General features: G+C 61.9%; 27 protein-coding genes. 14 read left to right on the top strand and 13 right to left on the bottom strand.

All coding sequences use genetic code 11. From position 1 onward, the window contains the following. Positions 1 to 30: 30 nt before the first annotated feature. From C1M53_RS30610 to C1M53_RS30585, 6 genes are all read right to left on the bottom strand, one after another. A complete protein-coding gene (locus C1M53_RS30610; RefSeq protein ID WP_129415788.1) occupies positions 31 to 1800 on the bottom strand; it encodes a trehalose-6-phosphate synthase in 1770 nt (589 codons plus the stop codon). Positions 1801 to 1911: 111 nt separating this feature from the next. After that, positions 1912 to 4077, bottom strand: coding sequence for an amylo-alpha-1,6-glucosidase (locus C1M53_RS30605; RefSeq protein WP_129415787.1), 2166 nt, complete (start codon positions 4075 to 4077; stop codon positions 1912 to 1914). Then, entirely contained in the window at positions 4074 to 5168 is a 1095-nt protein-coding gene (locus C1M53_RS30600; RefSeq protein ID WP_129415786.1) for a glycosyltransferase family 4 protein, read from the bottom strand. The genes C1M53_RS30605 and C1M53_RS30600 overlap by 4 nt, the downstream gene beginning before the upstream one ends. Positions 5169 to 5303: 135 nt before the next feature. After that, positions 5304 to 6011: an HAD family hydrolase gene (locus tag C1M53_RS30595; protein WP_129416431.1), complete on the bottom strand. Its 708-nt coding sequence runs from the start codon at positions 6009 to 6011 to the stop codon at positions 5304 to 5306. Positions 6012 to 6122: 111 nt separating this feature from the next. Continuing rightward, positions 6123 to 6500: a YbhB/YbcL family Raf kinase inhibitor-like protein gene (locus C1M53_RS30590; protein ID WP_129415785.1), complete on the bottom strand. Its 378-nt coding sequence runs from the start codon at positions 6498 to 6500 to the stop codon at positions 6123 to 6125. 141 nt (positions 6501 to 6641) lie between these two features. After that, entirely contained in the window at positions 6642 to 6968 is a 327-nt protein-coding gene (locus C1M53_RS30585; protein ID WP_245488369.1) for a hypothetical protein, read from the bottom strand. 314 nt (positions 6969 to 7282) lie between these two features. Here C1M53_RS30585 and yghU point away from each other — a divergent pair, with 314 nt between their 5' ends. Next, the gene (gene yghU / locus C1M53_RS30580) at positions 7283 to 8152 is read left to right on the top strand and encodes a glutathione-dependent disulfide-bond oxidoreductase (protein ID WP_129415784.1); all 870 of its coding nucleotides are present in this window, start codon (positions 7283 to 7285) and stop codon (positions 8150 to 8152) included. 45 nt (positions 8153 to 8197) lie between these two features. After that, complete coding sequence (locus tag C1M53_RS30575) at positions 8198 to 8788, top strand: GNAT family N-acetyltransferase (RefSeq protein ID WP_207213054.1); 591 nt, start codon at positions 8198 to 8200, stop codon at positions 8786 to 8788. Here the strand turns inward: C1M53_RS30575 and C1M53_RS30570 are convergent. Then, entirely contained in the window at positions 8767 to 9576 is an 810-nt protein-coding gene (locus tag C1M53_RS30570; RefSeq protein ID WP_165358285.1) for a helix-turn-helix transcriptional regulator, read from the bottom strand. The two genes, C1M53_RS30575 and C1M53_RS30570, sit on opposite strands and share 22 nt — an antisense overlap. A 145-nt stretch (positions 9577 to 9721) precedes the next feature. Here C1M53_RS30570 and C1M53_RS30565 point away from each other — a divergent pair, with 145 nt between their 5' ends. After that, a complete protein-coding gene (locus tag C1M53_RS30565; protein WP_129415782.1) occupies positions 9722 to 9985 on the top strand; it encodes a DUF1127 domain-containing protein in 264 nt (87 codons plus the stop codon). Between the two features lie 73 nt (positions 9986 to 10058). Here C1M53_RS30565 and C1M53_RS30560 read toward each other — a convergent pair whose 3' ends face one another. From C1M53_RS30560 to C1M53_RS30540, 5 genes are all read right to left on the bottom strand, one after another. Further along, positions 10059 to 10502, bottom strand: coding sequence for a hypothetical protein (locus C1M53_RS30560; RefSeq protein WP_129415781.1), 444 nt, complete (start codon positions 10500 to 10502; stop codon positions 10059 to 10061). Between the two features lie 206 nt (positions 10503 to 10708). Next, entirely contained in the window at positions 10709 to 10927 is a 219-nt protein-coding gene (locus tag C1M53_RS30555; RefSeq protein WP_129415780.1) for a hypothetical protein, read from the bottom strand. A 60-nt stretch (positions 10928 to 10987) separates the two neighbouring features. Beyond that, positions 10988 to 13243: a xanthine dehydrogenase family protein molybdopterin-binding subunit gene (locus C1M53_RS30550; RefSeq protein WP_129415779.1), complete on the bottom strand. Its 2256-nt coding sequence runs from the start codon at positions 13241 to 13243 to the stop codon at positions 10988 to 10990. Further along, positions 13233 to 14291 (bottom strand): xanthine dehydrogenase family protein subunit M, encoded by a 1059-nt coding sequence (locus C1M53_RS30545; protein WP_129415778.1) that lies wholly within the window; start codon positions 14289 to 14291, stop codon positions 13233 to 13235. The genes C1M53_RS30550 and C1M53_RS30545 overlap by 11 nt, the downstream gene beginning before the upstream one ends. Continuing rightward, positions 14288 to 14785, bottom strand: coding sequence for a (2Fe-2S)-binding protein (locus C1M53_RS30540; protein WP_129415777.1), 498 nt, complete (start codon positions 14783 to 14785; stop codon positions 14288 to 14290). The genes C1M53_RS30545 and C1M53_RS30540 overlap by 4 nt, the downstream gene beginning before the upstream one ends. Before the next feature lie 196 nt (positions 14786 to 14981). Between C1M53_RS30540 and C1M53_RS30535 the strand changes: the two genes are divergently transcribed. Beyond that, positions 14982 to 15560 carry a TetR/AcrR family transcriptional regulator gene (locus C1M53_RS30535; RefSeq protein ID WP_129415776.1) on the top strand — a complete coding sequence of 193 codons (579 nt, stop codon included), beginning with the start codon at positions 14982 to 14984 and terminating at the stop codon, positions 15558 to 15560. Between the two features lie 37 nt (positions 15561 to 15597). Here the strand turns inward: C1M53_RS30535 and C1M53_RS30530 are convergent, their stop codons facing one another. Further along, positions 15598 to 16746: a fumarylacetoacetate hydrolase family protein gene (locus tag C1M53_RS30530; RefSeq protein WP_245488368.1), complete on the bottom strand. Its 1149-nt coding sequence runs from the start codon at positions 16744 to 16746 to the stop codon at positions 15598 to 15600. A gap of 402 nt (positions 16747 to 17148) precedes the next feature. Between C1M53_RS30530 and C1M53_RS30525 the strand changes: the two genes are divergently transcribed. The 10 genes from C1M53_RS30525 to C1M53_RS30480 all read left to right on the top strand — a co-directional run bounded on the left by C1M53_RS30525 (position 17149) and on the right by C1M53_RS30480 (position 26095). Continuing rightward, positions 17149 to 17811 (top strand): FadR/GntR family transcriptional regulator, encoded by a 663-nt coding sequence (locus C1M53_RS30525; RefSeq protein WP_129416428.1) that lies wholly within the window; start codon positions 17149 to 17151, stop codon positions 17809 to 17811. A 3-nt stretch (positions 17812 to 17814) separates the two neighbouring features. Beyond that, the gene (locus C1M53_RS30520) at positions 17815 to 19014 is read left to right on the top strand and encodes a mandelate racemase/muconate lactonizing enzyme family protein (protein ID WP_129415775.1); all 1200 of its coding nucleotides are present in this window, start codon (positions 17815 to 17817) and stop codon (positions 19012 to 19014) included. A gap of 70 nt (positions 19015 to 19084) precedes the next feature. Further along, positions 19085 to 19774 carry a GntR family transcriptional regulator gene (locus tag C1M53_RS30515; RefSeq protein ID WP_129415774.1) on the top strand — a complete coding sequence of 230 codons (690 nt, stop codon included), beginning with the start codon at positions 19085 to 19087 and terminating at the stop codon, positions 19772 to 19774. A 48-nt stretch (positions 19775 to 19822) separates the two neighbouring features. Beyond that, positions 19823 to 20797, top strand: coding sequence for a sugar ABC transporter substrate-binding protein (locus C1M53_RS30510; protein WP_129415773.1), 975 nt, complete (start codon positions 19823 to 19825; stop codon positions 20795 to 20797). Between the two features lie 62 nt (positions 20798 to 20859). After that, positions 20860 to 21843 carry an ABC transporter permease gene (locus C1M53_RS30505; protein ID WP_129415772.1) on the top strand — a complete coding sequence of 328 codons (984 nt, stop codon included), beginning with the start codon at positions 20860 to 20862 and terminating at the stop codon, positions 21841 to 21843. Beyond that, positions 21840 to 22571, top strand: coding sequence for an ATP-binding cassette domain-containing protein (locus C1M53_RS30500; RefSeq protein WP_129415771.1), 732 nt, complete (start codon positions 21840 to 21842; stop codon positions 22569 to 22571). The genes C1M53_RS30505 and C1M53_RS30500 overlap by 4 nt, the downstream gene beginning before the upstream one ends. 8 nt (positions 22572 to 22579) lie before the next feature. After that, positions 22580 to 23335, top strand: coding sequence for an SDR family oxidoreductase (locus C1M53_RS30495; protein WP_129415770.1), 756 nt, complete (start codon positions 22580 to 22582; stop codon positions 23333 to 23335). Continuing rightward, positions 23335 to 24222, top strand: coding sequence for an aldose 1-epimerase (locus C1M53_RS30490; protein WP_129415769.1), 888 nt, complete (start codon positions 23335 to 23337; stop codon positions 24220 to 24222). The genes C1M53_RS30495 and C1M53_RS30490 overlap by 1 nt, the downstream gene beginning before the upstream one ends. Positions 24223 to 24495: 273 nt before the next feature. Continuing rightward, complete coding sequence (locus tag C1M53_RS30485) at positions 24496 to 25548, top strand: extracellular solute-binding protein (protein ID WP_129415768.1); 1053 nt, start codon at positions 24496 to 24498, stop codon at positions 25546 to 25548. A gap of 118 nt (positions 25549 to 25666) precedes the next feature. Further along, positions 25667 to 26095 carry a GNAT family N-acetyltransferase gene (locus C1M53_RS30480; RefSeq protein ID WP_129415767.1) on the top strand — a complete coding sequence of 143 codons (429 nt, stop codon included), beginning with the start codon at positions 25667 to 25669 and terminating at the stop codon, positions 26093 to 26095.

Below are 26095 nucleotides of genomic sequence, written 5' to 3'. Positions count from 1 at the left end.
TCGTCATCCAGATCATCTGGATGGCGATGGTCATGTCATTGCCCGCCATCGCTCCGGCAGGCTGACGACGTTGTTGGTCTCCATGGGGTCGCCTGGTCCGGCAAGCTCGACCTCCGCCCGCTTGCGCAAACGCGCCGCGTCGAGAAGCATGCTGCCGGCCCAGCGATAGACATTGTTGTCGCGTACGATTTCGCGCATGCGGCGCATGCGGTCGCGCTGTTCGGCCGAGGACATCGTCAGTGCATGCCGCATCGTTTCCCCCATCGTGGCGGCATCGAACGGGTTGACGATCAGCGCCTCGAGCAATTCCTTGGACGCGCCCGCAAACATCGAAAGGATCAGCACGCCCTGTTCGTCATCGCGCGATGCGACGAATTCCTTGGCTACGAGGTTCATGCCGTCGTGAAGACTGGTGACCATGCAGACATCGGCCGCGCGATAGATTTCGTAGACCTGCTGCCGCGTATGGTGTTCGGCCACGAACAGCACGGGTGTATAGCCGTCGCGGCCATAGCGCTGGTTGATATCTTCCGCGCAGCGTTCGCATTCGCGGTGCAGCCTCTCATAATCCGGCAACGTGCCGCGGCTTGGTGCCGCGATCTGCAGGAACGTGACTTTGCCGATCCATTCGGGGTGCCGGTCGAACAGTTCGCCCAGCGCGCAGAACCGGTCGATGATGCCCTTGGTGTAGTCGAGCCGCTCCACGCCGACGCATAGTTTTACACCATCGGCGATACCGAGCCGGGTCCGGATACTGTCCCGGCAACGCGCGACGGGAGGCACCTTACCCAGCTCAACCGGAGGCCATTCGATCGAAATCGGATAAGCGTGAACGAGGCTGGTCTGTCCCTGGTAGGAAATCGCGGCGTCTTCACGCTCGATCCGCGTCTCCAGGAAGCGATCGACACTCTCTATGAAATTGTTGCAGTGGAACTGAGTGTGGAAACCGATGATGGAGCTGCCCAGCAATCCATCGAGGATGCGTTCGCGCCAGGGGCAGATGCTGAAGACTTCCGAGTTCGGCCAGGGAATGTGCCAGAAAGTGATGATGATCGCCTCGGGCAGTTGCTCTCGCAGCATGCGTGGCAGCAGTGCGAAGTGGTAGTCCTGAACGAGCACGATCGGTCGTTCATTCCGGGCTTCGGTAACGACAGCGTCGGCGAATTTCCGGTTGACCCTCTCGTAGGTCTCCCAGTCAGATGCCCGGAAATTCGGCCGGGTGAAGGCGATGTGGCAAAGCGGCCAGAGCCCTTCGTTGGCAAAGCCCAGATAGTAGCCCGCATGCTCCGCTTCGCTCAGCCAGACACGGCGAAGCATGTAGGAGGGATCATCCGGCGGCACGGCAACGCGATCATGCTCGTCAACGGTAAGGCGATCCGCCGACCCGCCACCGTAGGCGATCCAGGTGCCGGCGCAGGCGCGTGTGATCGGCTCGAGCGCCGAGACCAGACCGCTTGCCGGCACGACAAGTTCGACCTCGTCGTTCTTGATGTTATGGATGTAGGGCTCGCGGTTGGAGACGACGATCACCTGCGCGTCGGGCAGTTCGGTGGCGAGAATCTTGCGCAGCGTGTCGGGTGACCACTTGACCAGGGCGGCGTCCGCCGAATGGCCGTTTTTCTCGAATTCGCGCAGCAATGCGCGCATCGTGTCGGGAGGCGGCTCGGCAACGGAGTGGGAGGGGCTGGATTTCCCGGATCGTATCAACGCAGCAGCCAAGGCCGCTCCCGCCAGGCAGAAGGTCGCCAGAACTGCAAGCCACAGAGCCGGAAGCGAGTTCACGAGATCGCTTGTTGTCATCAATGGTTCCACTTCCGACCTGTCAGTCGGTTGCATCTCCTGAGCTTCGAGAAGAATTGCCTGCGCTGCAGGTATGAACCCAACGCGACGCCGGCGCGATGGTTCCGATTTTCAACTACGCACGATCAACGGCACACGCCCTTCATGCTGATCGGCAAGGAAGGCGCCGATACGATCGCCGACGCGCTGAAAAATCAGGTCGACGGCGACGGTTCCGACCTGGATGTGGCGGATCGTCAGATTGTCGATGCCGATAGGCAGGCGGGGGCGGGTCACCTCGATCGAGCCTGTCCATCCATCCACGCGCAGGCCGAGACAGGCTTGCATCAGCATGAAAGCCGCTCCGGCCGACCAGGCCTGAGGCAGGCAGGCAACCGGATAAGCAATCGGTGCCTCTCCCGGGGAGCGGGTGAAACCGCAGAAAAGCTCGGGAAGTCGCATGTTGAAATGCACCGCAGCCTCGAAGGTGCCGCTGGTGAGCCGCACCACGTCTTCGCGGATGCCATAGCGGGCAAGCCCGGCGGTGCAGATGGCGGTATCGTGCGGCCAGATCGATCCGTTATGATAGGACATCGGATTGAAGAACACCGCATCATCGGCCAGCGTGCGGAGCCCCCAGCCGGAATGAAAGGACGCCGACAGCAGTTGCTCGGCCACTTTCGCCGCTCGTTCCGCGCTCGGCAGGCCGACATAGAGCAGATGTCCCGCGTTGGAGGTGCGCACCCTGCACGGCTCGCCATCGCCATCCAGCGCCAGGGCGTAATAGTCGAGGTCGTCCATCCAGAACCGCTCCTCGACCCGCTCGCGGAGTGCTTCGGCAAGACGGCTCCATTCCGCCGCCTGCTCGGGCTCATCGCGACGCTCCGCCAGCGCCGCCAATCCTCGGAACGCTGCAAAAACGTAGCCTTGCACCTCCACCAGGGCGATAGGACCCTTCGGGATTCGTCCGTCAGCATGGAAGACGGAATCGTAGCTGTCCTTCCAGCCCTGGTTGGCCAGTCCGGAGGCCGCAGCCCGCTGATAGGTCACGAAACCGGTTTCCCTCGATGCCTCGATCATCCAGGTGGCGGCGGCGTTCAGCGAGGGCCAGAGCCGGTCTATGAAATCCATGTCGCCGGTCCTGTTGGCGTAGGAGCAGGCTAGCAGGATGTAGAGTGGTGTCGTGTCGACACCGCCATAGTAGCGGCCGAAGGGCAGCTCGCTGAGCGCTACCATCTCGCCCTTGCGGGTTTCATGCATGATCTTGCCTGGCTGGGCATCGCTGAACGGCGATGTCTCGGTGGCCTGATGCTGTGCAAGGAAGGCCAGTACACCACGCGCGAGTCCCGGATTCAGCCAGAGCATCTGCAATGCCGACACCACGCCGTCGCGGCCGAAAGCGGTCGAGAACCAGGGAATACCCGCATAGGGATAGGGCCCGGTTTCCAGTTCCGTGGTCAGCAGCGCGACATCGGCACGTGCCCGGTTGATCCAGTCGTTGAAGACCCGTCCGGAACTGTGAACCGTTGCACCATGGCGGCGTTTGGCGCGCATCGCAAAACGTGCTCTGGCCGCGGCCGCCCGGAAACGCTCACGGTCCGGTGCCGCGACATCGCTGCCGACTTCGACATAGAGCGTCTGCTTGCCGCGTTTGGCGAGGGTCAGGAAGAAATCAGCCTGATCCGGCATCAACTGGTCCGGCATCTGCGAGAACGAAATCGCCGAAACCCGCTCTATGTCGTCGAGCCCATGATATCGCAGCACGATGGAATTCTGCCCTGCTTCGGCGAGACGCGCGGTGCCGCGTTTCTGTCGGACCGTGCCCCGGACTTCGAACATGTCGCGGAAATCGGCGGCAAATCGGAGCGACAGCTGGATGGTGGACTGCTCCTGCCCGTAATTGGAAAGCGTAAGGCGCTCATAAAGCCTGTCTTCCCAGATCAGCCGTACCCGTTCGACATGGATTGCGCCTTGCCGGATCTCCTTACCGTCCATGGTCTTGATCGGCAGGTTGGTCAGGTTGGTGGAAAAGAGCACGTTGTCCTGGCTGAGCGAGGCGCCAAGCAGGGAGGGCGAGCGCCCGCCGACGGTGAGCCGGAATTCAGACAACATGCGCATGTCGTCGCGAAAGAAACCGTCGCCGACACCACGTATGTCGCCATAGGAGTCGGCGACGGCAAAACTGTCGCCATGTTTCAGGGCGAACAGGCGATGCGGTTCTCTAGGGGCAGCCTCGTCAAGCGATGCCAGAGCGATAGCTGGGTCGAGCTTGTGCTCGTCGAGCGGTACGGTGTTCAATGGATCGCTCCGAGGGGATTTCCGTCGGCAGCGCGGTTTCTGGTTTCGGTCGGCGACCCGACCAGCTGCCGGTAGGCGGCCACGTAATCCTGCGCCATGCGGGAAGCGGAAAATCGCTCTTCGAACGTGGCCCTGACGCGGCGCCTGTCAAGCGACAACAGGTCCGGCATCGTTGTCACCGCATCTTCCATGGTTTCCACCAGAATCCCGCTGACGCCGTGGTCGACCACTTCCGGCATCGCACCGCAGCTCCAGGCCATGACTGGTGTGCCGCACGCCATGGCTTCGATGACTGCAAGCCCGAACGGCTCCGGCCAGTCGATGGGGAACAGCAGGCCAGCTGCGTTGCCGAGAAATTCGTTCTTGGCATGCTCCGGGATCTCGCCGACATATTCGATCTGATCGCCGTCGATCAGCGGCTCGATCACCTCTGCGAAGTAGTCGCGATCGCCGTCACCTATCTTGGCAGCCAGCTTCAGCCTGAGCCCTGTGCGGCGGGCGATTTCGATGGCTCGGTCGGGCCGCTTGTCCCGCGAAAGCCTGCCGAGGAACGCCAGATAGGTGCCGTTCGCACCGGCTTCCGAATCGAGCGTGTAGAGCTGTGGTGGAATGCCGTGATGGATGGTGGAAAGCCAGTTGGCATCCGGCAGGCCGGTTTTCTGGCTTTGGGAAATCGAGATCATCGGGAATTCCGGAAAGCGCGCATAGGCGGGCGCCAGGTCTGCATAGTCCAGCCGGCCGTGCGGCGTCGTCACCGTACGCTCCGGCATATCGTCGAAGAACGGGAAATGCTGGAAATGGCTGAGGTGGAAGTGGATGACGTCAAAGTCGTCGGCTCGTGCCTTGACGTCGTGCAGCATGGAAAGATGGGCCGCGATCTCAGACTTGAGCGGATTAGGATCCAGCCGAAGTGCCCGTTCACGTCCCGCCACCAGCGTCGCTGATGTTTTCGCGTCTCCCGTCGCAAACAGGGTGACCTCATGGCCGAGTTCGACAAGGGCTTCGGTGAGGTATGAAATGATACGTTCTGTACCGCCGTAAAGCTTTGGGGGAACGGACTCAAAAAGCGGTGCGACATGGGCAATTTTCATGGCCCGGCAGTCCTCCTATGGGTCGGTGATGAAAACCAAATGCGCCAGCGTAGGGATCGTTCCGACATTCGTCTTTTCGGGGTGATGTCAGGATCGGGCTCGTGGACATTGGGCTGGCCTGCCTAGCGCCCGGCATCAGGCGGTCACTCCCGAGCCATCGATTTTGCCGCCAACCGCAATGTCGCCCCGCAGGATTGCGTCGATGATTTCCGTCACACCATCACCCGCGGGGGCAAGGGTGATCCGATCCGCCGTGTTCTTCAAACTCGGCAGCGCGTTTGCCACCGCGACACCAAATCCCGCGCGGCGCAGAAGATCGTGATCGTTCTCGGCGTCGCCGATCGCAACCACTCCGTCGATCGGCATGTCCAAATCGTCCAGGGCCGCCATAAGTCCGGTCGCCTTGTTGATGCCGCTCGGCAGCACCATGACCGCGCCCTTGTTGAAGATGATTTCGAGTTCGAGGCCGTGACGCCGGATCTCGTCGAGGACGATCATCTCGTTCGGGACCAGCGTGCCGATCACGGATTGGCCGACAAGCAGAGGATCGACACCGCGCGTTCTCAGAGATTCAACGAAGGCAGGTGGAGGCGCCGGCGCCAAAAGTCTCTCGTTGCCTGTCGCCGGATCATGCAGGATGGCTCCGTTTTCCGCGACGATCCTGTCGAAGATGCTGAAGTTGGGAAAAACTCTCCTGAGGTCGGGCAGTTGCCGTCCGGAAACCAGAATGAGCCTGCGACCACTGTCCTTGAGCTTCCGCAACGCGCTCAACGTAGTCGCTGAGACCAGGCCCTCTTCAGCAAGCGTTTCATCATAGTCGGTGGCAAGTGCCGTCACATCCATCAAGAGACCTCTCCTTTCGGTTCGGTTCCTCAACTGTGATGGTGCGGTATTGTTCCTCTTATCATGGCAAGAGCCGAAGAGACCGCCGCAACACGCCTGCGATAAGGCAAGTTAGGGAAAGTTCCTCTCGGCCCTGGCGGTCCCCAGCAGCGCGCCGCTGGCATCGAGCGCCTGCAGGGAGAGCCGATAGTGGTGCGGTTGCGAAGGATCCGGCGGGCAGGGGCCTTTGTAGGTGAAGGCGCCGTAGGGTAGTGTTTCCTGGCCCTGGAAGTTGACGTCGCCGCCGCCATGATTGAAATCGGCGGCATCGAGATCGGTGAGCTTGAAGCGTAGCGTCGCGGTCCTCTGCGGGACGTCGGCGATGGTGATGGGCGGCGAGTTGGGATCGAAGCATTGCTTCGTCGGCCCCCAGCCAAACCCTAGTCCCATATTGGCGGCTGCCGGCGAGATCGTCGTCAAAAGCAATCCGAACACCAGCGCAGCACGCATCTCAGCCTCCCGCACGTTGCCGGCTTTCTTCCATGCAAGGCGGCAACGGGCATCAGCAAAAACCGGGAGAGGCTGCACAGGTTCCCGCTTGTCGGTGCACATAAGCGTGAGCAGATCGCAGCGGCATCTCCACCGCAAGCCTCACGCCCGCAGCGCTGCGGGTTCTTCCAGAGTGTAGATAAACCCCGGCTGCACGATCCATTCGCCCGGACGAAGATTTTCCACGGCGAAACGGCCGCCGCGCGTGCGCGGCATGACACCGGCGAAGCGGTAGCGCCGGCCATTCTGGTCGATCACGGCCTCTCGGATCGGCTTGCCGGCAAGATGTCCGACCACCGGCCCGTCCGATTGCAGGTTGGCGAGGATGAAGTATTCGGTTGGGATGGCGTTCGTTCTGGTCAGTAACCGGAACTGGGAGACGGGTTTGAGCATGGCATGGGTCGCGGCGCTGTTGCCGGTCAGCAGCAATCTCGTACTGCGCCGGCCATCTGGGATGGCCCTTGATAGGCCGAGCCGGCATCAGAATTCGATTGGGGATTTGCGGGTCACAGGTCAAGAAAACATCAGGGCCTGTGGTTTCGCGCTCGTGCTGGCGCGACCAGAGGACGGTGATCAAAACATTGCACCTGTGAAGGCCGGGAAACGCAGAAAAACGTTGCGGCGATCGCTTGGGTTTTGGAACAGAATCTGCCTGTCAAAGGCTGGCTCCAACGCCTATGTAGTTGGTCCATGAGGGTGGCCCTTCACCTGTCAGCCATCCGCCGATCCGATGGGAGCCGAGAATGTCAGAACAATCCCCATACACACCACCGAAGGTCTGGACCTGGGACAAGGCCAATGGCGGTGCCTTTGCCAGCACGAACCGCCCGATTGCCGGAGCGACCCACGACAAGGAGCTGCCCATCGGCAAGCATCCGCTGCAACTCTATTCGCTGGGAACGCCCAACGGCGTGAAGGTGACCATCATGCTGGAGGAATTGCTGGCTGCCGGCTTCAAGGGCGCTGAATACGATGCATGGCTGATCAAGATCGATGGCGAACAGTTCGGCTCCGGCTTCGTTGACGTCAATCCGAATTCGAAGATCCCTGCACTCGTGGACCGGAGCGGCGAGGAGCCGATCCGGGTGTTCGAATCCGGTTCCATCCTCGTCTATCTGGCCGAGAAGTTCGGAGCCTTTCTGCCGAGCGAACAGCCGGCGCGGGCGGAGGCGCTGTCCTGGCTGTTCTGGCAGATGGGGTCGGCACCCTTTGTCGGCGGCGGCTTCGGTCATTTCTATGCCTACGCGCCGGAAAAGATCGAATATGCGATCAACCGCTACGCCATGGAAACCAAGCGGCAGCTCGATGTGCTCGACCGTCGGCTGGCCGAGAACGAATATGTTGCAGGCAGCGAATACACCATCGCCGATATGGCGATCTGGCCCTGGTATGGCGGCATGGTGAAAGGCTGGAACTATGGTGCCGGCGAATTCCTCTCCGTACACGAATACAAGAACCTTCTGCGTTGGGCCGACCAGCTCCACGCGCGGCCGGCGGTCAGGCGTGGGCGCATGGTCAACCGTGTTTCCGGTGACCCGGCTGGCCAGCTGCGCGAACGCCATGATGCCAGCGATTTCGAGACCAGCACGCAGGACAAGGTGGCAGCGGCGTAGAGCCATCTGCGTGCCGCACCGCGCCGTGTCATGTTAGCCGCAGGCATGATGACGACACTCGAAACGGCGCGGCTGCGGCTGCGCCCGTCCGTGACCGGCGACAGGGACGATCTGTTCGCGCTCGAGCAGGACGCGGAAGTGATGCGCTTCCTGAATGGCGGCGAGCCGACGCCGCCGGACGGCGTTGATCCCGAAGCTGATTTCCTGATGCCGCGCGGCGGTGAAGCCGGAATCTGGGTGGCTGAGGAGAAGGCCTCCAGTGTCTTCGTCGGCTGGTTTTCGCTCTACGATCATGGTGATGGCCAAGCCGAACTCGGCTATCGCTTGCGGCGCTCAGCCTGGGGGCAAGGCTATGGTTCCGAGGCTGCCAGAGCACTCGTCGATGCCGGTTTCTCGCAGTTTGGTTTTGTCCGCATCGTGGCCAACACCATGGCCGTGAACCAGGGCTCGCGCCGGGTGATGGAGAATGCCGGGCTCGTTCACGTCCGCACGGTCCATGCCGACTGGGCGAACCCGCTGCCCGGTTCCGAAGCGGCGAAGTCGAATATGCGATCACGCGCGAGACCTGGAACCGCGCGCGTGGAAATCACCCGACCGGCGCGGTATGACAATCGTCAGGGTTCGTCACTGAAATAACGTCCGGGCGTAACGCCGAAGGCCTTGCGGAAACCGGCGATGAAGGCGCTGGGCTGCTCGTAGCCCAGCCGCTCCGCGATATCGCCGACAGGGACTCCAAGCGACAACCATTCCACTGCCTTCATCAGACGGGCCTGCTGGCGCCAGGCGCGGAAACTCATGCCGGTTTCGACGCGGAAATGGCGCTCGAAAGACCGCTCGGACAGGGCAGCCATCGCAGCGATGTCGGCGAGGCTTTCCTTTGACGACGGGTTGGCGGCAACGGCGCTGACTGCGTTGCGTAGCCGAAGGGATACAGGCATCGGCAGGTGCAGCGGCGCGGCCCGCTCGGTCGCCAATTGGTCGAGGATGACGGCACCGATGCGTGCGGCGGGCCCTTCGGTTGCAGCATCCCGTGCATAACCAAGAAAACCGAGGATCAGTTCGCGCAGCAGCGGCGAAAGCCGGATCACCGCCGGCGTGCCCGGCAGGTGCGATACGGCTTCCGGACGGAAGAACAGGAAGCGCTGCCTTGTGTCCTGCAGATAGGTCACCGTGTGGTCGACATCGCATGGGATCCATACTGCGCGTTCAGGCGGCGCGACGAACGTGCCGCGTTCGGTTTCGACCGTGACCGCGCCGGAGACGATGTGGAAGAGTTGCGCCCGGCGATGACGATGCCGGTCGTAATGCGTGCCTTTCTGGATCGTGCCGTCATAGCCGACAATCGCCGCCGGATAGTCCTGCTGCTCCGTCAGGCTGAGATCGGGATGGATGCTGTTGTCCGGGTGGATCATCTGGCGGGTCACAAATATAAATCGTCGATATGACGATAACACGCCGGCGCCGATCGCGGTATCATCACTGCGAAATCGACCAGCGCTGCAGGTAGTCGACCGTCGGACCAAGGTTCGGCGGGGAAGGCTACCTTGCGCGCAGATCAAGGAGGCGATCATGAACGTTGTGAGCACACAGGGGGCGCTTCTCGTCCGCCGGGCCCTTCGATCTCAGAACGGGCGGGTGGGTATCTGGGCAGATACGGCGACAGCCATTGGCACCAGCCTTGCAGAGCGCTTACGCCACTGGCGCGGGATACGCCGTACGCGCAAACGTCTCTCCGAACTTGATGACAGGATGCTGGCTGACCTTGGCTTCCACCGCGATCAGATCGGGCTGGTGGCGCGCCGGGGACATCTACCGGAATGGGATGAGATGTGACGCGAGACGGCTGGCTTACGTGCTTTTGAAGACGGGCCGGCTGGACGCCGGCACGTTCTTTTCGTTGCAGCGATCAGATCTTCGCGGTTTCTATCGCAGCCAATGAGCGCTCAACGGCCTTGTTGAGGGATTGACCGAGCGTTGTGTCGCCGATCTCGGAAGCGCTCGCCGCAACCCTGGCCGCAAAGCCGAAATGGAAATCGACAAGCCACTCCGGATGCGGTTCCGGCTCCGGGAATGGCGGCCACCAGGGTGGGAGCTTGATCTTCTTCGGTCTTGTCGGACACCAGTCGTCCAGATCGTCGAAGACCTGTTTCATGTCCAGGCCAGCCCTGTCGGCCAACCAGGCGGACCGGATGAACTCAGCTGCTACGGTTGCGCCGAGATGTCCGGGTGGCAAGGGTTGCGGATTGAGGGCGACATGCGACAGCCAGCCTTGTGGCCCTCGTGGGATGACGTCGTAAATGGCGGGAATGCGTTTGCCGATAATGGCGAGCAGTTTGGCATTCAACTTCATCGGAACCTCCTTCCGCGGGCGGCGTACGCGCGTTGACTTGGTGTTGGGGGCGAGGACTTGGGTCCACGTCGGGCCGCGCGAGGACAATGGGAAGGGGTCGAAACATCTTCTATGAACGGCTTTACACAACCCTGGAAAAATAAGCAGGCTCTAATGAAAAACCCCGCCGATGGCGGGGTTCGGTTTTATCGATCTGGCTGGCTCGGCTATTTCCAGCCAGGCGAGTGTCCAAGCGTTTCCACGACGGCATTCGAGAGGATTTCGTCGAGACGCATCAAGGTCAGGCTTCCTTCCACAGGCGATGTCTGCAGGAGGCGGACGATCGTACGGTGAAGCTTGTCTGCTTCGGCCAGGAACGTTTCGGGTTCGATCACGCTGGCCAACGGCGGCCTGTCGAACGGTGTGGTGACTACGATCTGCTGCATTGCTGTTCCGATGGTGGTTGGGATCAATCGTGTCGCAAGCTCGCGACTTGATTGCGGTGTTCAGGGTCGGTCAATGAGGTCCTCGATGCGGATCGGGAAACGGCGCACGCGCACGCCCGTGGCGTGCCACACCGCATTGGCGATAGCCCCGACGGTTCCGGTGATGCCGATCTCGCCGACGCCCTTGATGCCGAGCGGATTGACGTAGGGATCATCTTCCGGGATCAGGATCGCATCCAGAGAAGGCACATCCGCGTTGACCGGCACGTGATACTCGGCGAGGTCGGCATTCATGATCCTGCCGGTCCTGCGGTCGGTTATCGCCTCTTCGTGCAGCGCAAAGGATGTTCCCCATATCATGCCACCGAAATATTGGCTGCGCACGAGGCGGGGATTGATCACGCGACCGGCGGCGAAAGCACCAACCAGGCGTGTTGCGCGGATCTGCCCGAGATCAGGATCGATCTTGACCTCAGCGAAGACGGCGCCGTGGGAGAACATCGCGTGACGTGCCGCGCTTTCCTGGTCGCGCGCTGCCTTGGCTGTGCCGATCACTTCGGACTGACCGGCACGCGCGAGGATCTCGACATAACTTTCGCTGCGGCCCTCATCGTCAAGCCGATGGAGCCGTCCTGACTGGGCGACGACACCGATGTTGCCGGCGCCGAACAGCGGCGAGGCCGGATCGGCAGTGGCGACAGCCGCGAGCCTGGCGATAGCATCCTCACCTGCATTGTTCAAAGCCAGGCCGGCGCTCGCCGTATGCCCGGAACCGCCGGCTATACCGCCGTCGGGCAGGCTCGATACGCCGGAGTGGAACTCGACCTGCTCAGGATCGAGCCCCAGCGCTTCGGCTGCGATCTGGACAAGGGCCGTCCAGGCGCCCTGGCCCATATCGGCGCCGGATGTTTCCACCAGGGCGGTTCCGTCGGCGCGCAAGGTAGCGCGCGCTTCAGCCGGGAAATGCGGGCAATGGAAAACCGCAGTGCCCATGCCCCAGCCGACGAGAAAACCGTTCTCGTCGCGCATCTGGCGAGGGGCAATCGGCCGCCCGGCCCAGCCGAAGCGTTTGGCGCCCTCGAAGTAGCATTCCCGCAGCGCCTTGGACGAAAACGGCCTGCCGGTACCCGGCTCGGTTTCCGCATAGTTGGCCAGCCTGAAGTCGAGCGGATCCATGCCGCAGGCGACAGCGGCCTCGTCCATCGCAACTTCGAGCGCCGCTGAACCCGAGGCCTCGCCGGGCGCGCGCATCGGCCCGGGGGTGCCGGTGTCGAGCCTTAGGCCTTCATGTTCGACGAGGATGGCGGGGCTTTCATAGAGCGGCAGCGAGGCATTGGCCGACGGCTCGAGAAATTCGTCGAAGCTGGACGTGGCCGCAACCGCGTGGTGATGCAGGGCGGTGAGGCGACCTTCGCTGTCGGTGCCGATGCGCAGCTTCTGCCAGGTGTGGCCGCGATGCCCGACCGGGCCATACATCTGTGCCCGGGTGAGCACGAGTTTCACCGGACGCCTGAGCATGCGCGCAGCCAGTATGGCCAGGATCTGCGGACCGTTGAGGATTGCCTTCGAGCCGAAGCCGCCACCCAGGAAAGGTGAGCGGATCAGGACATTCTCGGCGGGGATGCCGAAATAGGCGGCATAGGCGGCACAGCTCAGCGCCATGGCCTGGTTGGGCATGTCGATCGTTACCCGATCGCCGTCCCATTCAGCCACCACCGCATGGGGTTCCATCGCATTGTGGTATTGCGCCGGCGTCACATAGTCGGCCTCAGTTATGTGAGTGGCGGCAGCCATGCCCGCCGCAATGTCGCCATGGGCCGTCCGCGCCGGCGTGCCGATGCCCACGGCAGCGACATTGAAACGCTCGCCATTGGACAAGTCCGTGCGGGCCTCGGCCGCTTCGTATCGCGGATCGAGCAAGGCAGCCCCTTCCGTTGCCGCCTCAAGCGTTTCGGCAATCACCAGTGCGATCGGCTGGCCGACATAGCGCACCTCGTCGTTTTGCAGCACCTCGACGCGGAAGCCGAAGGGCGGCATCTTCTCGTCCGGATTATGCGCCAGCGGCGGTCGATTGGCTGGGGTCAGGACTTCGACGACGCCGGGATGCGTCTTGGCCGCAGCGACGTCGAGCGCCGTGACACACCCGCGTGCGATACGACTGACGGCGACGACAGCGTAGAGCATGCCCTCTGGATGGTTGTCGGCGGCGTAGGTTGCGCGGCCGGTGACCTTGAGCACGCCATCACGGCGCGTCAGTGGCTGGCCGGCATTCGACCCGTGGCGGCGGGACTGTGTGGGAACGTTCTCAAGCGACATGGGTAGCTCCAGCTGTTGTGGAGAACGGCGAGGCCGGCAGCGCCGGTATGACCTCGGGCGTGCCATCCAGGGCAAGGCTCAGGGCGCGGGCAACGATGCGGCGCGCCAGTTCGATCTTGAAGGCGTTGTCACCGGAGGGAGCCGCATCGGCCAGCGCCAGCTCGGCAGCCTTCGTGAAGGCTTCGGTCGACGCCGGTGTGCCTGCCAGGGCCGCTTCCGCTTCCCGTGCCCGCCATGGCTTGGCCGCGACGCCACCAAGCGCGATGCGCGCCTTGCGGATCTTGCCACCGTCGAACTCCAGCGCCGCCGCGGCCGAAACCACGGCGAAAGCGTAGGAGGTGCGTTCGCGCAGTTTCAGATAGCGGGCGTTGGCGGAAAAGCCTGCCGCTTCCGCCGGCAGTCTGAGAGCGACGATGAGTTCATCCGGTGCAAGCGCGGTTGCCCGTTCGGGCGTCGCGCCCGGCAGGACATGCAGCAAGTCCATTGGAATTTCGCGGCCACCGTGCGGGCCTTCGACTTCAACCACGGCATCCAGCGCCACCAGCGGCACGCAGAAATCGGAGGGGTGGGTGGCGATGCAATGCTCGCTCCAGCCGAGCACCGCGTGCAGGCGGTTCTCGCCGTCGCGGGCATCGCAACCCGAGCCGGCGTCGCGCCGATTGCAGGCGCTGTTCAGGTCATGGAAATACGCGCAGCGGGTGCGCTGCATCAGATTGCCGCCAACGGTCGCGGCATTGCGCAACTGGGCCGAAGCGCCTGAAAGCAGTGCTTCCGCTACGGCCGGAAAGGTTCGTGCAAAGCGTGCATCATAGGCAAGATCGGAATTGCGGACCATGGCACCGATCCGCACACTGCCGTCGGGCAGCCACTCGATACGATTGAGACCCGGCAGCCGCGTGATGTCGATGATGCGCTCCGGCCGCATGATGCCGACCTTCATCAGGTCGAGCAGATTGGTGCCGGCGGCGAGATAAGTCGATCCGGGAACGGCAGCGGCCGCGATTGCCTCTGGCACGCTGTCCGGACGTATATAGTCGAAGCGGTTCATGCCGCGTCCCTCCGGTTACCCTCGGTCGTCGCTTTCTGGGCTTCCAGAATTGCTTCGGTGATGCCCTGGTATGCGCCGCAGCGGCAGATATTGCCGCTCATCAGTTCGCGGATACGCTCGGGGTCACCCTGTGCATGCCCTTCCTTGATGAGTCCGACCGCACTCATGATCTGGCCGGGCGTGCAATAGCCGCACTGGAAGCCGTCATGCGCGATGAAGGCGGCCTGGACCGGGTGCAGCGTTTCGCCATCGGCGAGCCCTTCGATGGTGGTGACCTCGGCTCCGTCGAGGCTTGCAGCCAATGCGAGGCACGAGTTGATGCGCCGTCCGTCGACGAGCACGGTGCAGGCGCCACACTGGCCGCGGTCGCAACCTTTCTTGGTGCCGGGCAGATCGAGCCTTTCACGCAAAAGGTCGAGCAGCGTCACACGCATATCGTCGAGCACGACCGTGTGTGCTTGACCATTGATGGTGAGGCTGATGGAGAGTGACATCGCGGTACTCCATTCAGTGATCGTGATATATGGAAGCCGCTGTCCAGCGGCGAAGGATGCGGGCGCGCGGAGAGATCTGGTGCGAAACGGTCCGTTGACCCTGACCGGAATTGCCTTTGTGCACTATTCCGATCTGCATTACTATATACGGAGGGTGCCTCCGTTTATCAAGGGGGAATGTGTCCCGTTGGAGAAAATGGAACTGAAGAGCGAAAAGGCAAGGCGAAAACCGCGTGCGGACTCAATCCGCAATCGCCAGCTGTTGCTTGAGACTGCGACGCAGATCTTCAGCGCCGGCGGGCCACAAGCCAGCCTGGAAGCGGTGGCAAGGCAGGCTGGTGTCGGCATCGGCACGCTCTATCGGCATTTTCCGACGCGTGAAGCCCTGTTCGAGGCGGTCTATCGCCACGAAGTCGACCAGTTGACCGAGCTTGCCGAACGACTGGCCGCGGACACCGAGCCGGTCGAGGCGCTGCGCAGGTGGCTGCATGCCAATGTCCGTCTTGTCGCCACCAAGAAAGGCATGATCGAGGGGCTGCAGCTCGTGGCGCACGGCTCATCGGAGCTGAAGGCCTACTCCTTCGAGCGGTTGACGGCAGCTATCGCAATGCTGCTCGAACGCGGTGTCGCCGCCGGCGAACTGCGTTCGGACATTTCGCCGGGAGACCTGCTGCGGACCTTGGTCGGCATCTTCTATTCGCAAGGGACAGGGGAATGGCAGCCGACCGCGCTGCGTCTCGTCGATGTTTTCGTGGACGGCTTGCGCAGGCGCTGAGACCCGCTCCAAAGGCTGCTCAACAGCTCGGCTGCATTCAAAGCAGCTGTCGTGCCGCCAGGTTGCGCATGAGGTGCGATGGCCCGAAAACCCACGGCGGACAATCCGTGGAGAGGCGGACCCGGTTCGTCAGCGAGCCGAGTTGGTCATTGGAAATCGTGACGACGTCGCCGATCTTGTGGGTGAAACCTTGCCCTGGCGTCCCACGATCCTCGGTCGGGGCAAAAAGCGTGCCCATGAAGAGCGCCAGGCCGTCCGGATACTGATGATGACGGCCGATGGTCTGCGACACGAGATCGAGCGGGTCGCGGCTGATTTCCTTCATCGAGCTTCTGCCGTCGAGCACGAAGCCGTCTTCGCCCGCCACCTTCAGCCTCAATTCCGCATTGCGCACGTCATCGATCGTGTAGGAGGCGTCGAACAACCTGATGAAGGGGCCGATCGAGCAGGAGGCGTTGTTGTCCTTGGCTTTGCCGAGCAGCAGCGCCGAACGCCCCTCGACATCGCGCAGATTGACGTCGTTGCCGAGTGTTGCCCCCTTCACCGTGCCAGCGGAGTTCACGACAACCACGATTTCGGGTTCGGGATTGTTCCATTTCGAGATCGGGTGAAGCCCGACGTCCGCGCCGTGGCCGACCGATGAAAGCACCTGCGCCTTGGAGAAGACCTCGGCGTCCGGGCCTATCCCGACCTCCAGATATTGCGACCAGACGCCGTCCTCGATCAGCGCTTCCTTGACCCTCGCCGCCTCGACCGAGCCTGCTTTCAGATTGCGCAGGCTGTCGCCGACGATGGCAACGACCTTTTCCCGGATCTTGGTGGCGAGGTCCGGGTTGCCGGCGGCGCGCTCCTCGATGACACGCTCGATCATCGAGCGCGCAAAGGTTACGCCGCAGGCCTTGACGGCCTGAAGGTCATTGGGTGCCAGAAGATGCACGGCCTGCGGATCCTGATCGCCCCCTGATTGCGTCAGCAGCTCCGCCAGCGATGCCAGAACCGGACCGTCGGCCTGCGCAACATACTCGGCGGCGTCTTCGCGTTCGAGCAGGTCGCGCATCGTCGGTGTGGTTTTTGACGTGATGTCGATCAGCTTGCCGTCACGGACCATGACCAGACTGGGGCCTGCGACGGAGGGATTCCAAACCCGCCCGACGAATGTACCGCTGGCGAAGACATCGATTGTCACTGTCACTTGCTCCTGTTTTGGGGCGATTAGGTTCGATTTTCAGGATGTTCGCAAGCTCCAGCGCGGAGCCTGGTTGCTGCACCAGCCAGTCGATCACCGGATCATTGTGCGGCAGTCCGAACTAGAGAGGTTAGCAGGTTCCGCGCCGATGCAGGGACGAACGCCGGAAGCTTTTCTCTCGCCGAGCCAGATGATGCTTGCGCCGACGACATCGCGTGCATCGAAGAAAATTTCGGCTCGCATCCATCCTCCTGCTTTCGACAATCGCGTTGACAATAGGCAATAGCGAATCTATTGCAAGGTTGGTTTTGACCTATATGATAGGTAGTTGCGATGGAAACGACGTCCACTTCCAGGGAGCTGGTCGGTCAGCCGGGCGGAGAAGGGCTGGTGGATCGCGTGATGACGGCGGTTCAGACCCACATCCGCGATAACGGTCTTCAGGTCGGCGACGAGTTGCCGAGCGAGGGGGCTTTCTGCGAGTTGACGGGCACCTCACGCACCATCGTCCGCGAGGCCTATCGCTCGCTGGCGGCGCTGACATTGATCGATGTCGGCAATGGCCGGCGCGCCCGGGTCGCGGCGCCGAGGGCGGATGTGCTGGCCATGATCACAGACCATGCCGTCCACACCAATCAGGCCACCATCCAGCAGATATTCGATGTCCGGCGCACCGTCGAACGGCGCACGGTCGCGCTCGCAGCCCTGAGGCGTACGGACAAGGAGGCGGCCGAAATCCTGAAACTCGCCGAGGCCATGCAGCGGGATTTTCATGAGCCGCAAAAGGTCATGGAACACGACATCGCCTTTCACGAAGCGATCGGTACTGCGTCGAGGAATCCGATGTTTTCGATGATCGTCGGGTCTTTCCATGTCGTCACGCGTCACACCTGGCCGATCGGATGGGCAAGCCGCGGCAGCAATGAGACACGGCAGGAAAGCGTCGACACGCATCTGGCGATCGCCCAGGCCATCGCCAATGGCGATCCTGCCAAAGGAGAGGCCGCCATGGTCGAGCATTTCGACCTGACGGTGAAGGCGTTGCTCGCTGCTGGAGTGTATTGATCGATGAAGATCACCGAGTTCGAGACCATTCGGGTCACTGAGTTCCCGAACATTCTTTGGGTGCGTGTCCACACGGATGAAGGCATCGCCGGTCTCGGCGAAACCTTCTTCATGGCCGAAACAGTCGAAGCCTATGTCCATGAAGTGGCGGCACCCAGGCTGCTTGGGCGTGACCCACTGGAAATCGACAAGATTTCCAAAGACCTGAACGGCTATCTTGGCTTTCGCTCAACCGGGGTTGAAACGCGCGGCAATTCGGCGATCGACATCGCGCTCTGGGATCTGTTCGGCAAGTCGACCAATCTGCCCATTGCCCAGTTGCTCGGTGGTTTCTCGCGCCGCGAGATCCGCACCTACAACACCTGCGCTGGCAACACCTACATGCGCGAAGCCAAGGGGCAGCAGACGGCTAACTACGGCATCGGCAGGCAGGGGCAGGACTATGACGACCTGAACGGCTTCCTGGAGCGCGCGGACGATCTGGCCGAGGATCTTCTGTCGAATGGCATCACCGCCATGAAGATCTGGCCGTTCGATATCGCCGCAGAAAAGACTGCCGGCCAGTACATTTCAGGTCCGGATCTCAGGAAGGCGCTCGAGCCGTTCGAGAAGATCCGCAAGCGGGTCGGCGACAAGATCGACATCATGGTCGAGTTCCACTCGATGTGGCAGTTGACGCCGGCCATCCAGATCGCGCGAGCGCTCGAGCCTTATTCCACCTTCTGGCACGAAGATCCGATCAAGATGGACTCGCTTTCCAGTCTGAAGCGTTACGCTGCCGCCAGTCGGGCGCCGCTTTGCGCCTCCGAGACCTTGGCCACGCGGTGGGCATTTCGCGACCTGATGGAAACGGAATCCGCAGGCGTGGTGATGCTCGACCTGTCCTGGTGTGGAGGGCTTTCCGAGGCCAAGAAGATCGCGACGATGGCAGAAACCTGGCACCTGCCGGTTGCCCCGCATGATTGCACCGGACCGGTGGTGCTTTCGGCCTCGACGCATCTGTCGCTCAATGCGCCCAACGCGCTCGTCCAGGAAAGCGTTCGTGCCTACTACAAGACCTGGTATGCCGATCTCACCACGCAGCTGCCCACCGTCGCCGACGGTATGATCACTGTCCCGCCGGGGCCGGGGCATGGTGTGGATCTCGCCGAAGACCTCGATCGGAAATTCACAGTCCGTCGCCGTTCATCAAAGACCAGTTGAACGGCAGGCAGAAATGCATTTAACTGGTATGGTAGTAGGGTAGATGGTTTCGCCTTGGGAGGAGGGTTCCATGCAGACCGCCGCAGTGCCTGCCGGTATTTCCCTCGGGGAGACGGTAGGCCCCCAGGTCCATCGCCTTCTGCGAAGGCGTATCATTCAGGCCGAACTCCTGCCGGGTGAGCGTCTTTCCGAATCGGAAGTCGCCAAAGCCCTGTCCGTCAGCCGCCAGCCGGTGCGCGAGGCTTTCATCAAGCTCTCCGAGGAAGGGCTGGTGCAGGTCTTGCCGCAACGGGGCACGTTCGTGACGAAGATCTCGGTTGCGGCGGTGATGGACGCACGTTTCGTGCGCGAGGCAATCGAGGCCGATGTCGTACGCATGGTCGCCGAGAGCCGCTCCGCCGGTGCCATTGATGAGCTGCGCCGGCAAGTGGCCCAGCAGAAGAGCGTCCCGCACAACGATCGCGCTGCCTTCCTGCGTCTCGATGAACTCTTTCACCGCACGCTCGCCGCTTCCGCCGGCAAGAGCTACGCCTGGAATGTCATCGAAGGTGTCAAGGCGCAGATGGACCGCGTGCGGTTTCTGTCGGTCGACGACATGCACGTGACACGGCTGATCGACCAGCACGAGCGTATCGTGGAGGCGATCGCCAGCGGTGATCGGAACGGCGCGGAACAGGCAATGCGCCTGCATCTGCGCGAAATCCTGAATTCGTTGCCTGCAATCGCCAGCGGTCGCGCCGAACTGTTCGACCGCGACTGATCGCAGGCTGCGTGAAGACAACAACAAAAAACAGCAATGGAGGAAGACATGCTCAAACAGTTCCTGGCCACCACCGCACTCGGTCTCTCGCTGATGGCGTCGCCCGCCGGCGCCGAAGGCCTCAACACCATCTTCATCAGCCATTCCTCGGCCTCCAACACCTTCTGGCAGTCGGTGAAGAAGGGTTATGACGATGCCTGCACCAAGGTTGGCGCCACCTGCCAGCTGGTGCTGACGCAGCAGGAAGGTTCGGTCGAACAGGCGGTGGCCAATCTGCAGGCCGCGATCGCATCCAAGCCGGACGCGATCTTCGTCGCCATCGTCGACGACAAGGCCTACGACAACGCGATCAAGGAAGCGACGGATGCAGGCATTCTTGTGCTGGCGGTCAACGTCGACGACAGCCAGGGCGCCAAGGGCAATGCCCGCAAGGCCTTTATCGGACAGGGGTTTGTCGCGGCGGGTTATGCGTTGGCCAAGGCGCAGTCCGAGAATTTCCCGAAGGAAGGCCCGCTCAACCTGCTGGTCGGCGTGAATGCCCCCGGCCAGACCTGGTCGGAACAGCGTGCAGCCGGCGTTACCAAGTTCCTGGAGGAATACAAGGCAGAGCACAAGGATCGCGAAATCAACATTACACGCATCGATTCCGCCACCGATCTCGCGCTCACCGCCGATCGCATCGGCGCCTATCTGAACGCCAATCCCAACACGACGGCCTATTTCGATACCGGCTACTGGGAAGCCAGTGTCGCCAAGGTCCTCAAGGATCGCGGCATCGCGCCCGGCAAGGTGTTGCTCGGCGGGTTCGATCTGGTGCCGGAAGTCCTGCAGCAGATGCAGGCCGGCTACGTGCAGGTCCAGGTTGATCAGCAGCCCTACATGCAGGGCTTCATGCCGGTCATGCAGGCCTACCTCCACAAGACCGCCGGCCTCACTCCGGCCGATATCGACACCGGGCAGGGCATCGTCACGCCGAAGGATGTTCCGGCGATCATGGAAATGTCCAAGCAGGGTCTGCGCTGATCCCCAATCCGGTAGGCGTCCCGGCCTGCGGGTCCGGGACGCCGAGCAACGAGTGTGCACCCATGAAGCGGTTTCTGAAAATCTATCTGGATAAGCCGGAGCTTGCCGGCCTGGCGCTGCTTGTCATCCTGCTGGTGGTTTTCCAGATCAAGTCGAACGGCATCCTGTTGTCCGTGGAGAACATCCGCGGCGTCATGGGACTTCTGCCGGAGATGGCACTGGTGGCGATCGGCGTCACCATTCTGATGATCTGCGGCGAGTTCGATCTTTCCGTCGGGTCGGTCTTCGCGCTGATGCCGATGAGCATCGCCGTGATGCTGAATGCCGGAGTTCCGTTTCCGCTCGCCTTGCTGATCGGCCTGGCGATCTGCGCCCTGATCGGGTTCATCAACGGTTACATCACGCTGCAGTTTGCGATACCCAGCTTCATCACCACACTGGGCATGCTGTTCATCGCCCGCTCGCTCACCATCGTCATCTCCGGCGGTTTTCCGCCGTTGCTGCCCGACAACCTGCCGACCTGGTTGTTTACCGACTACATCTGGCAGGGGGCGATCCTGCGCATGTCCTTTGTCTGGTTCGTGGTTATAGCGGCCATTGCCGCGGCACTGCTGTCGCTCACCAACTTCGGTAACTGGATCCGCGCCACCGGCGGTTTCAACGAGGCGGCCGCTTCCATGGGCATTCCGGTCAAGCGCGTGAAGATCATTTGCTTCATGCTGTGTTCGATGCTGGCGGGCTTTGCCGGCCTGCTGCAGGTGCTGCGCCTCGGCTCGCCCTTGCCGTCGATTGGCGAGGGGCTGGAGCTGCAGGCCGTGGCAGCCGCAGTCATCGGCGGTACCGCACTTGCCGGCGGCATCGGCACAGTGTTTGGCGCCATCATCGGTACGCTGCTCATCCGCACGATCGACAACGGCCTGGTCCTGTCGCGCGTCGACGCCAACTGGTTCAAGTTCGCGATCGGCCTGCTCACCATGTTCGCCGTCATCGCCAATGCCTGGATGGCCAGGATCTCACGCAAGATCAAGGTGGAGGCGCACAAATGACCACGCCGATCATCGAGTGCCGCAATCTTCAGAAATGGTACAGCGGCGTCCACGCGCTCAAGAATGTTTCGCTGATCATCCACCCCGGCGAGACGGTCGGGCTGGTCGGCGACAATGGCGCCGGCAAGTCGACCCTCATCAAGATCCTGTCCGGCGTGCATTACCAGGATGCCGGTGAAATCCTGATCGAGGGCAAGGAGGTCCGTTTCCGCTCCCCGAAAGATGCCATGCATTACGGCCTGGAGACGATCTACCAGTACAACTCCATGGTGCCGACCATGTCGATCGCGCGCAACCTTTTCATCGGTCGCGAACCGTTGAGGTGGGCATTCGGCGGGTTTGGCCTCATGGATCAGAAGCGCATGCGCGAGGAAAGCGTGCAGGCGATCGCCGATGTCGATCTGCATCTGCGTTCGCCGGATGCCCTGGTCGGCGAGTTGTCGGGTGGTCAGCGCCAGGGCGTTGCGATCGCGCGTGCCATGCACTTCAGGTCCAAGGTGCTGATCCTGGACGAGCCGACCAACCATCTCTCGGTCAAGGAAACCAACAAGGTCATCGGTTTCGTGCGAGGCCTCAAGGCACAGGGGCTGACCGGCATCTTCATCTCACACAACATGCAGCACGTCTTCCAATCCTGCGACCGCATCGTGGCGATGGCGCGCGGCGAGATCGTTTTCGATCGGCCGACGGCCGAAACCTCGATCGATGAAGTCCACGACCTTTTGTGAGAAAGCCGATGACGATCCTTGCCGGAAAAAACGTGCTTCTGACCGGGGCGCTCGGGACCTTGGGGCGTGCGCAGGCTGAGGTGCTCGGCGCAGCTGGGGCGAACCTTCTCCTGTTCGATCGACCGGATGCCGAAGGCGGCGAGGCATTCGCGTTGGAGATCGGCATGAAATGTCAGATTCAGTCGTCTTATGTCGGGCAGGATCTCAACGACCTTGCCGCGACGCAGGCGCGAGGCGAAGCGCTCGCCGCAAGCTGCGGTGGCATCGATATCCTTATCAACAACGCGGCGCTGATCATCAACAAGCCGTTCGAGGCGTTCTCGCTCGATGAATATGAAGACCAGCTTCGCGTGAATTCCGCAGCTGCCTTTGCACTTGCACGCGCGGCGGCGCCTGCGATGAAACAGAAGCACTACGGCAAGATCGTCAATTTCTGCTCGGTGACGCTGAATGGCCGCTGGGACGGCTATGTTCCCTATGTCGCCTCGAAGGGAGCCATGCTTGGCCTGACCAAGACGCTAGCCCGGGAGCTCGGACCGCATGGCGTGCGCGTCAACGCCGTGTCACCCGGTGCCGTCGTTTCGGATGCCGAGCGGCGGGTCTTTGCCGACCGGCTGCAGGAATACAACGACTGGATCCTCGAAAATCAGTGCCTGAAGCAACGCATCGAACCGGTGCATGTCGCGGAGCTGGTGCTGTTCCTGGTTTCGCCCGCCTCCGATCTGATCACCGGACAGAACATCCATATCGACGGCGGCTGGTGATGGCGCCGCTCGGTCTCTCCAGCGCGCTCGCCCGGATCACCATCCGGCCGGATCTGGGAGCAGGACTGACGTCCTTCGACGTGATGCATCGCAATGCCTGGACGCCGGTGTTCCGCCCGGTCGATCCGGAAACCGGGCACCCTTTCAGCCTGTCGAACATCTTGCTGGTCCCGTTCTCGGGACGCGTTTCAGGTGGCGGCTTTGCTTTCGATGGTGCATTTCATGCTGTCGAGCCGAACATGCCGACCGAAAGATACCCCATTCACGGCAGTGCATTTTCCGCAGCCTGGACTGTCGTCGAGACGAGCGATCATGCTGTCACGCTTTCCCTCGAGGGGACGGGGCCTGGCCCGTTTCACTATGATGCCTTGATGACTTACAGGCTGGACGGCGCGACGCTCGTCATGGAACTCGTCGTCACCAACAAGGCGGCGCTCGCGCTGCCTTACGGTCTGGGCTTCCACCCATGGTTCGTGCGCGATCACGACACCCGGTTGGCGGCCCGGGCTGATCGCGTCTGGCTTGAACGTGACGACCATCTGCCACGAACGGTCGAGCCCGTTTCACGGCATCCAGACCTGGATTTCATGCGAGGCAGTGAGCTGCCGCGGTTCTGGGTCAACAACTGGTTCGACGGCTGGGATCGCAAGGCGCGCATCGAATGGCCGGATCGCGGCCTGGCAGTGCTGGTCGAAACCAGCGATCTGCTGGATCAGTACGTGCTTTTCTCTCCGTCGGGTGATGCCGATTTCTTCTGCTTCGAACCGGTTTCCCATCCCGTCGACGCTTTCAATCTGCCGGAAGGTCCTGTCAGCCACGGCATGGTGAAGCTCGAACCAGGCGAACGGATACAGGCCTGCGCGCGCTTCATCGCGCAACCACTGTAATCGCCTCTACCCGAAAGGTTGTACGACCGGAGCGATCTTTCGGGACTGCCTGATCTTGGCTGGAGCCGTTCACGCGCACCGAACACGCTCAGTTTACTTCCCGCGATGTGGAGGCCGCCTCCGGCCCGTGAGGATTACTCACAGCTTCGATTTCTTTAGTCGTTTGACCGCTGTCGCAGCTTGCGAGCAGTTTTTGATCGTCGGGATCTTGAGGAGGCCACCGGGTGGAGAAGGCCTGACAATCAAACAAGACAATCTCTGTGGGAGGGTAACGTGCACACACGACGCAGCGTCTTGCAGCTGGCCGGCGCCTCGCTGACCATGCTGGCGACACGGGGTTTGGCGCGAGCCGAGCCGGCCGCGCAATTGATCGCGGATGCAAAAGCGGAAGGGCAGGTAGTCTGGTACACCGGCCTGATCATCAAGCAACTGGTCCGGCCGCTGACCAGGAATTTCCAGGACAAATACGGTATCGAAGTCAAATATATGGAGGCAGGAGACTCCGACACTGTCCTGAAGATCACCAGTCAGGCACGCGCCGGAAAGATCGAGGCAGATGTCTTCGATACGCCGGGTACCGCACTGGCGCCGCTGGAAGCGGCCAATCTGATCGAACCTTATGCGCCAAACTCGATGGCCGACTATGACCCGATGTTCAAGCCTGCCTCGAAGCTCTATTGCGGCAGCGATGTTCTCTATCTGACGACAACCTACAACACCGATCTCGTCCCGGCCGACAAGGCGCCGAAGACATTCGACGACCTGCTCGATCCGCAATGGAAGGGCAGGATGGTATGGACCGATACCCGCGGCATATCCGGTCCGCCGGGCTTCATCGGCAACATCCTGATGACGATGGGAGACGAAAAGGGCCGCGCCTACCTGCGCAAGCTTTCTGAACAGAAGATCGTTCGCGATCCCGGCAACCAGAGGGTGGTCATCGACAAGGTGATATCGGGTGAACACCAGATAGGCTTGATGACCTACAACCATCATGCGGTCATCAGCAAAGGTAAGGGGGCGCCGATCGCATGGGTCAAGATGGAGCCGCTGGTCGCCAATCTCGGCGCCATCGCGCTGGTCAGGAATTCTCCCCATCCCAACGCCGCCAAGCTCTTCCTTGAATATTATTTCTCCGACGAGGCAGCCTACGTGATCCGCGATGCCGGTTATCCTCCGGTCGATGCCAGGGTGCCGCCGAAAGATCCGTCGATCAGCCCGGTCAGCGGACAGTTCAAGATAACCATGCTGAAGCCGGAAGTGGCGTCGCCGGAAACGGAGCCGCTGAAATCCTGGCTGAAGATCTATGATGAGCTGTTCAGCTGACGGCTGGCGCGATCGATCGTCTGTTTGTTTGGCGGCCGTCCCCGAGATTTTGGTGCGGGTGACGGTCGCCACTCCTTGGCTGCTTGCCGCGAAGATGTGTGCCGGAAGGAAATCCCGCATGAAAGAACCGATCCTCACCCTGACCGACGATCCGGATCCGGCGATCCGGGACCAGATCGGCGCGGTGCTCGTCAGCCACAATGAGGAGCAGGTCGGCGCCTATGAACGCCGCTCCCTCTCTGTCACGGTTCGCGAAGCCGAGACGAACGCCATCATTGGTGGCTTGGCTGGTCGTACGGCACTCGGGCTGCTCTTCATCGACCTCTTCGCGCTGCCGGGCGATCTGCGTGGCCTCGGACTGGGAGGGCGCTTGCTCGGCATGGCCGAAGAGGAAGCCAGGAAACGCGGCTGCCGCGCGGTGCTGCTGAACACCGCCAATTTCCAGGCGCCGGACTTTTACAAGCGACATGGTTATCGTGTGTTCGGCGAGATCGAAGGAGAGCCCGGCATCAAGCGGATCTTCCTGACCAAGGACCTCGCCGCATAG

It is taken from the genome of Mesorhizobium sp. Pch-S (assembly GCF_004136315.1).
Classification (GTDB): Bacteria; Pseudomonadota; Alphaproteobacteria; order Rhizobiales; family Rhizobiaceae; genus Mesorhizobium.
This window is presented reverse-complemented; position numbering and strand designations above follow the sequence as displayed.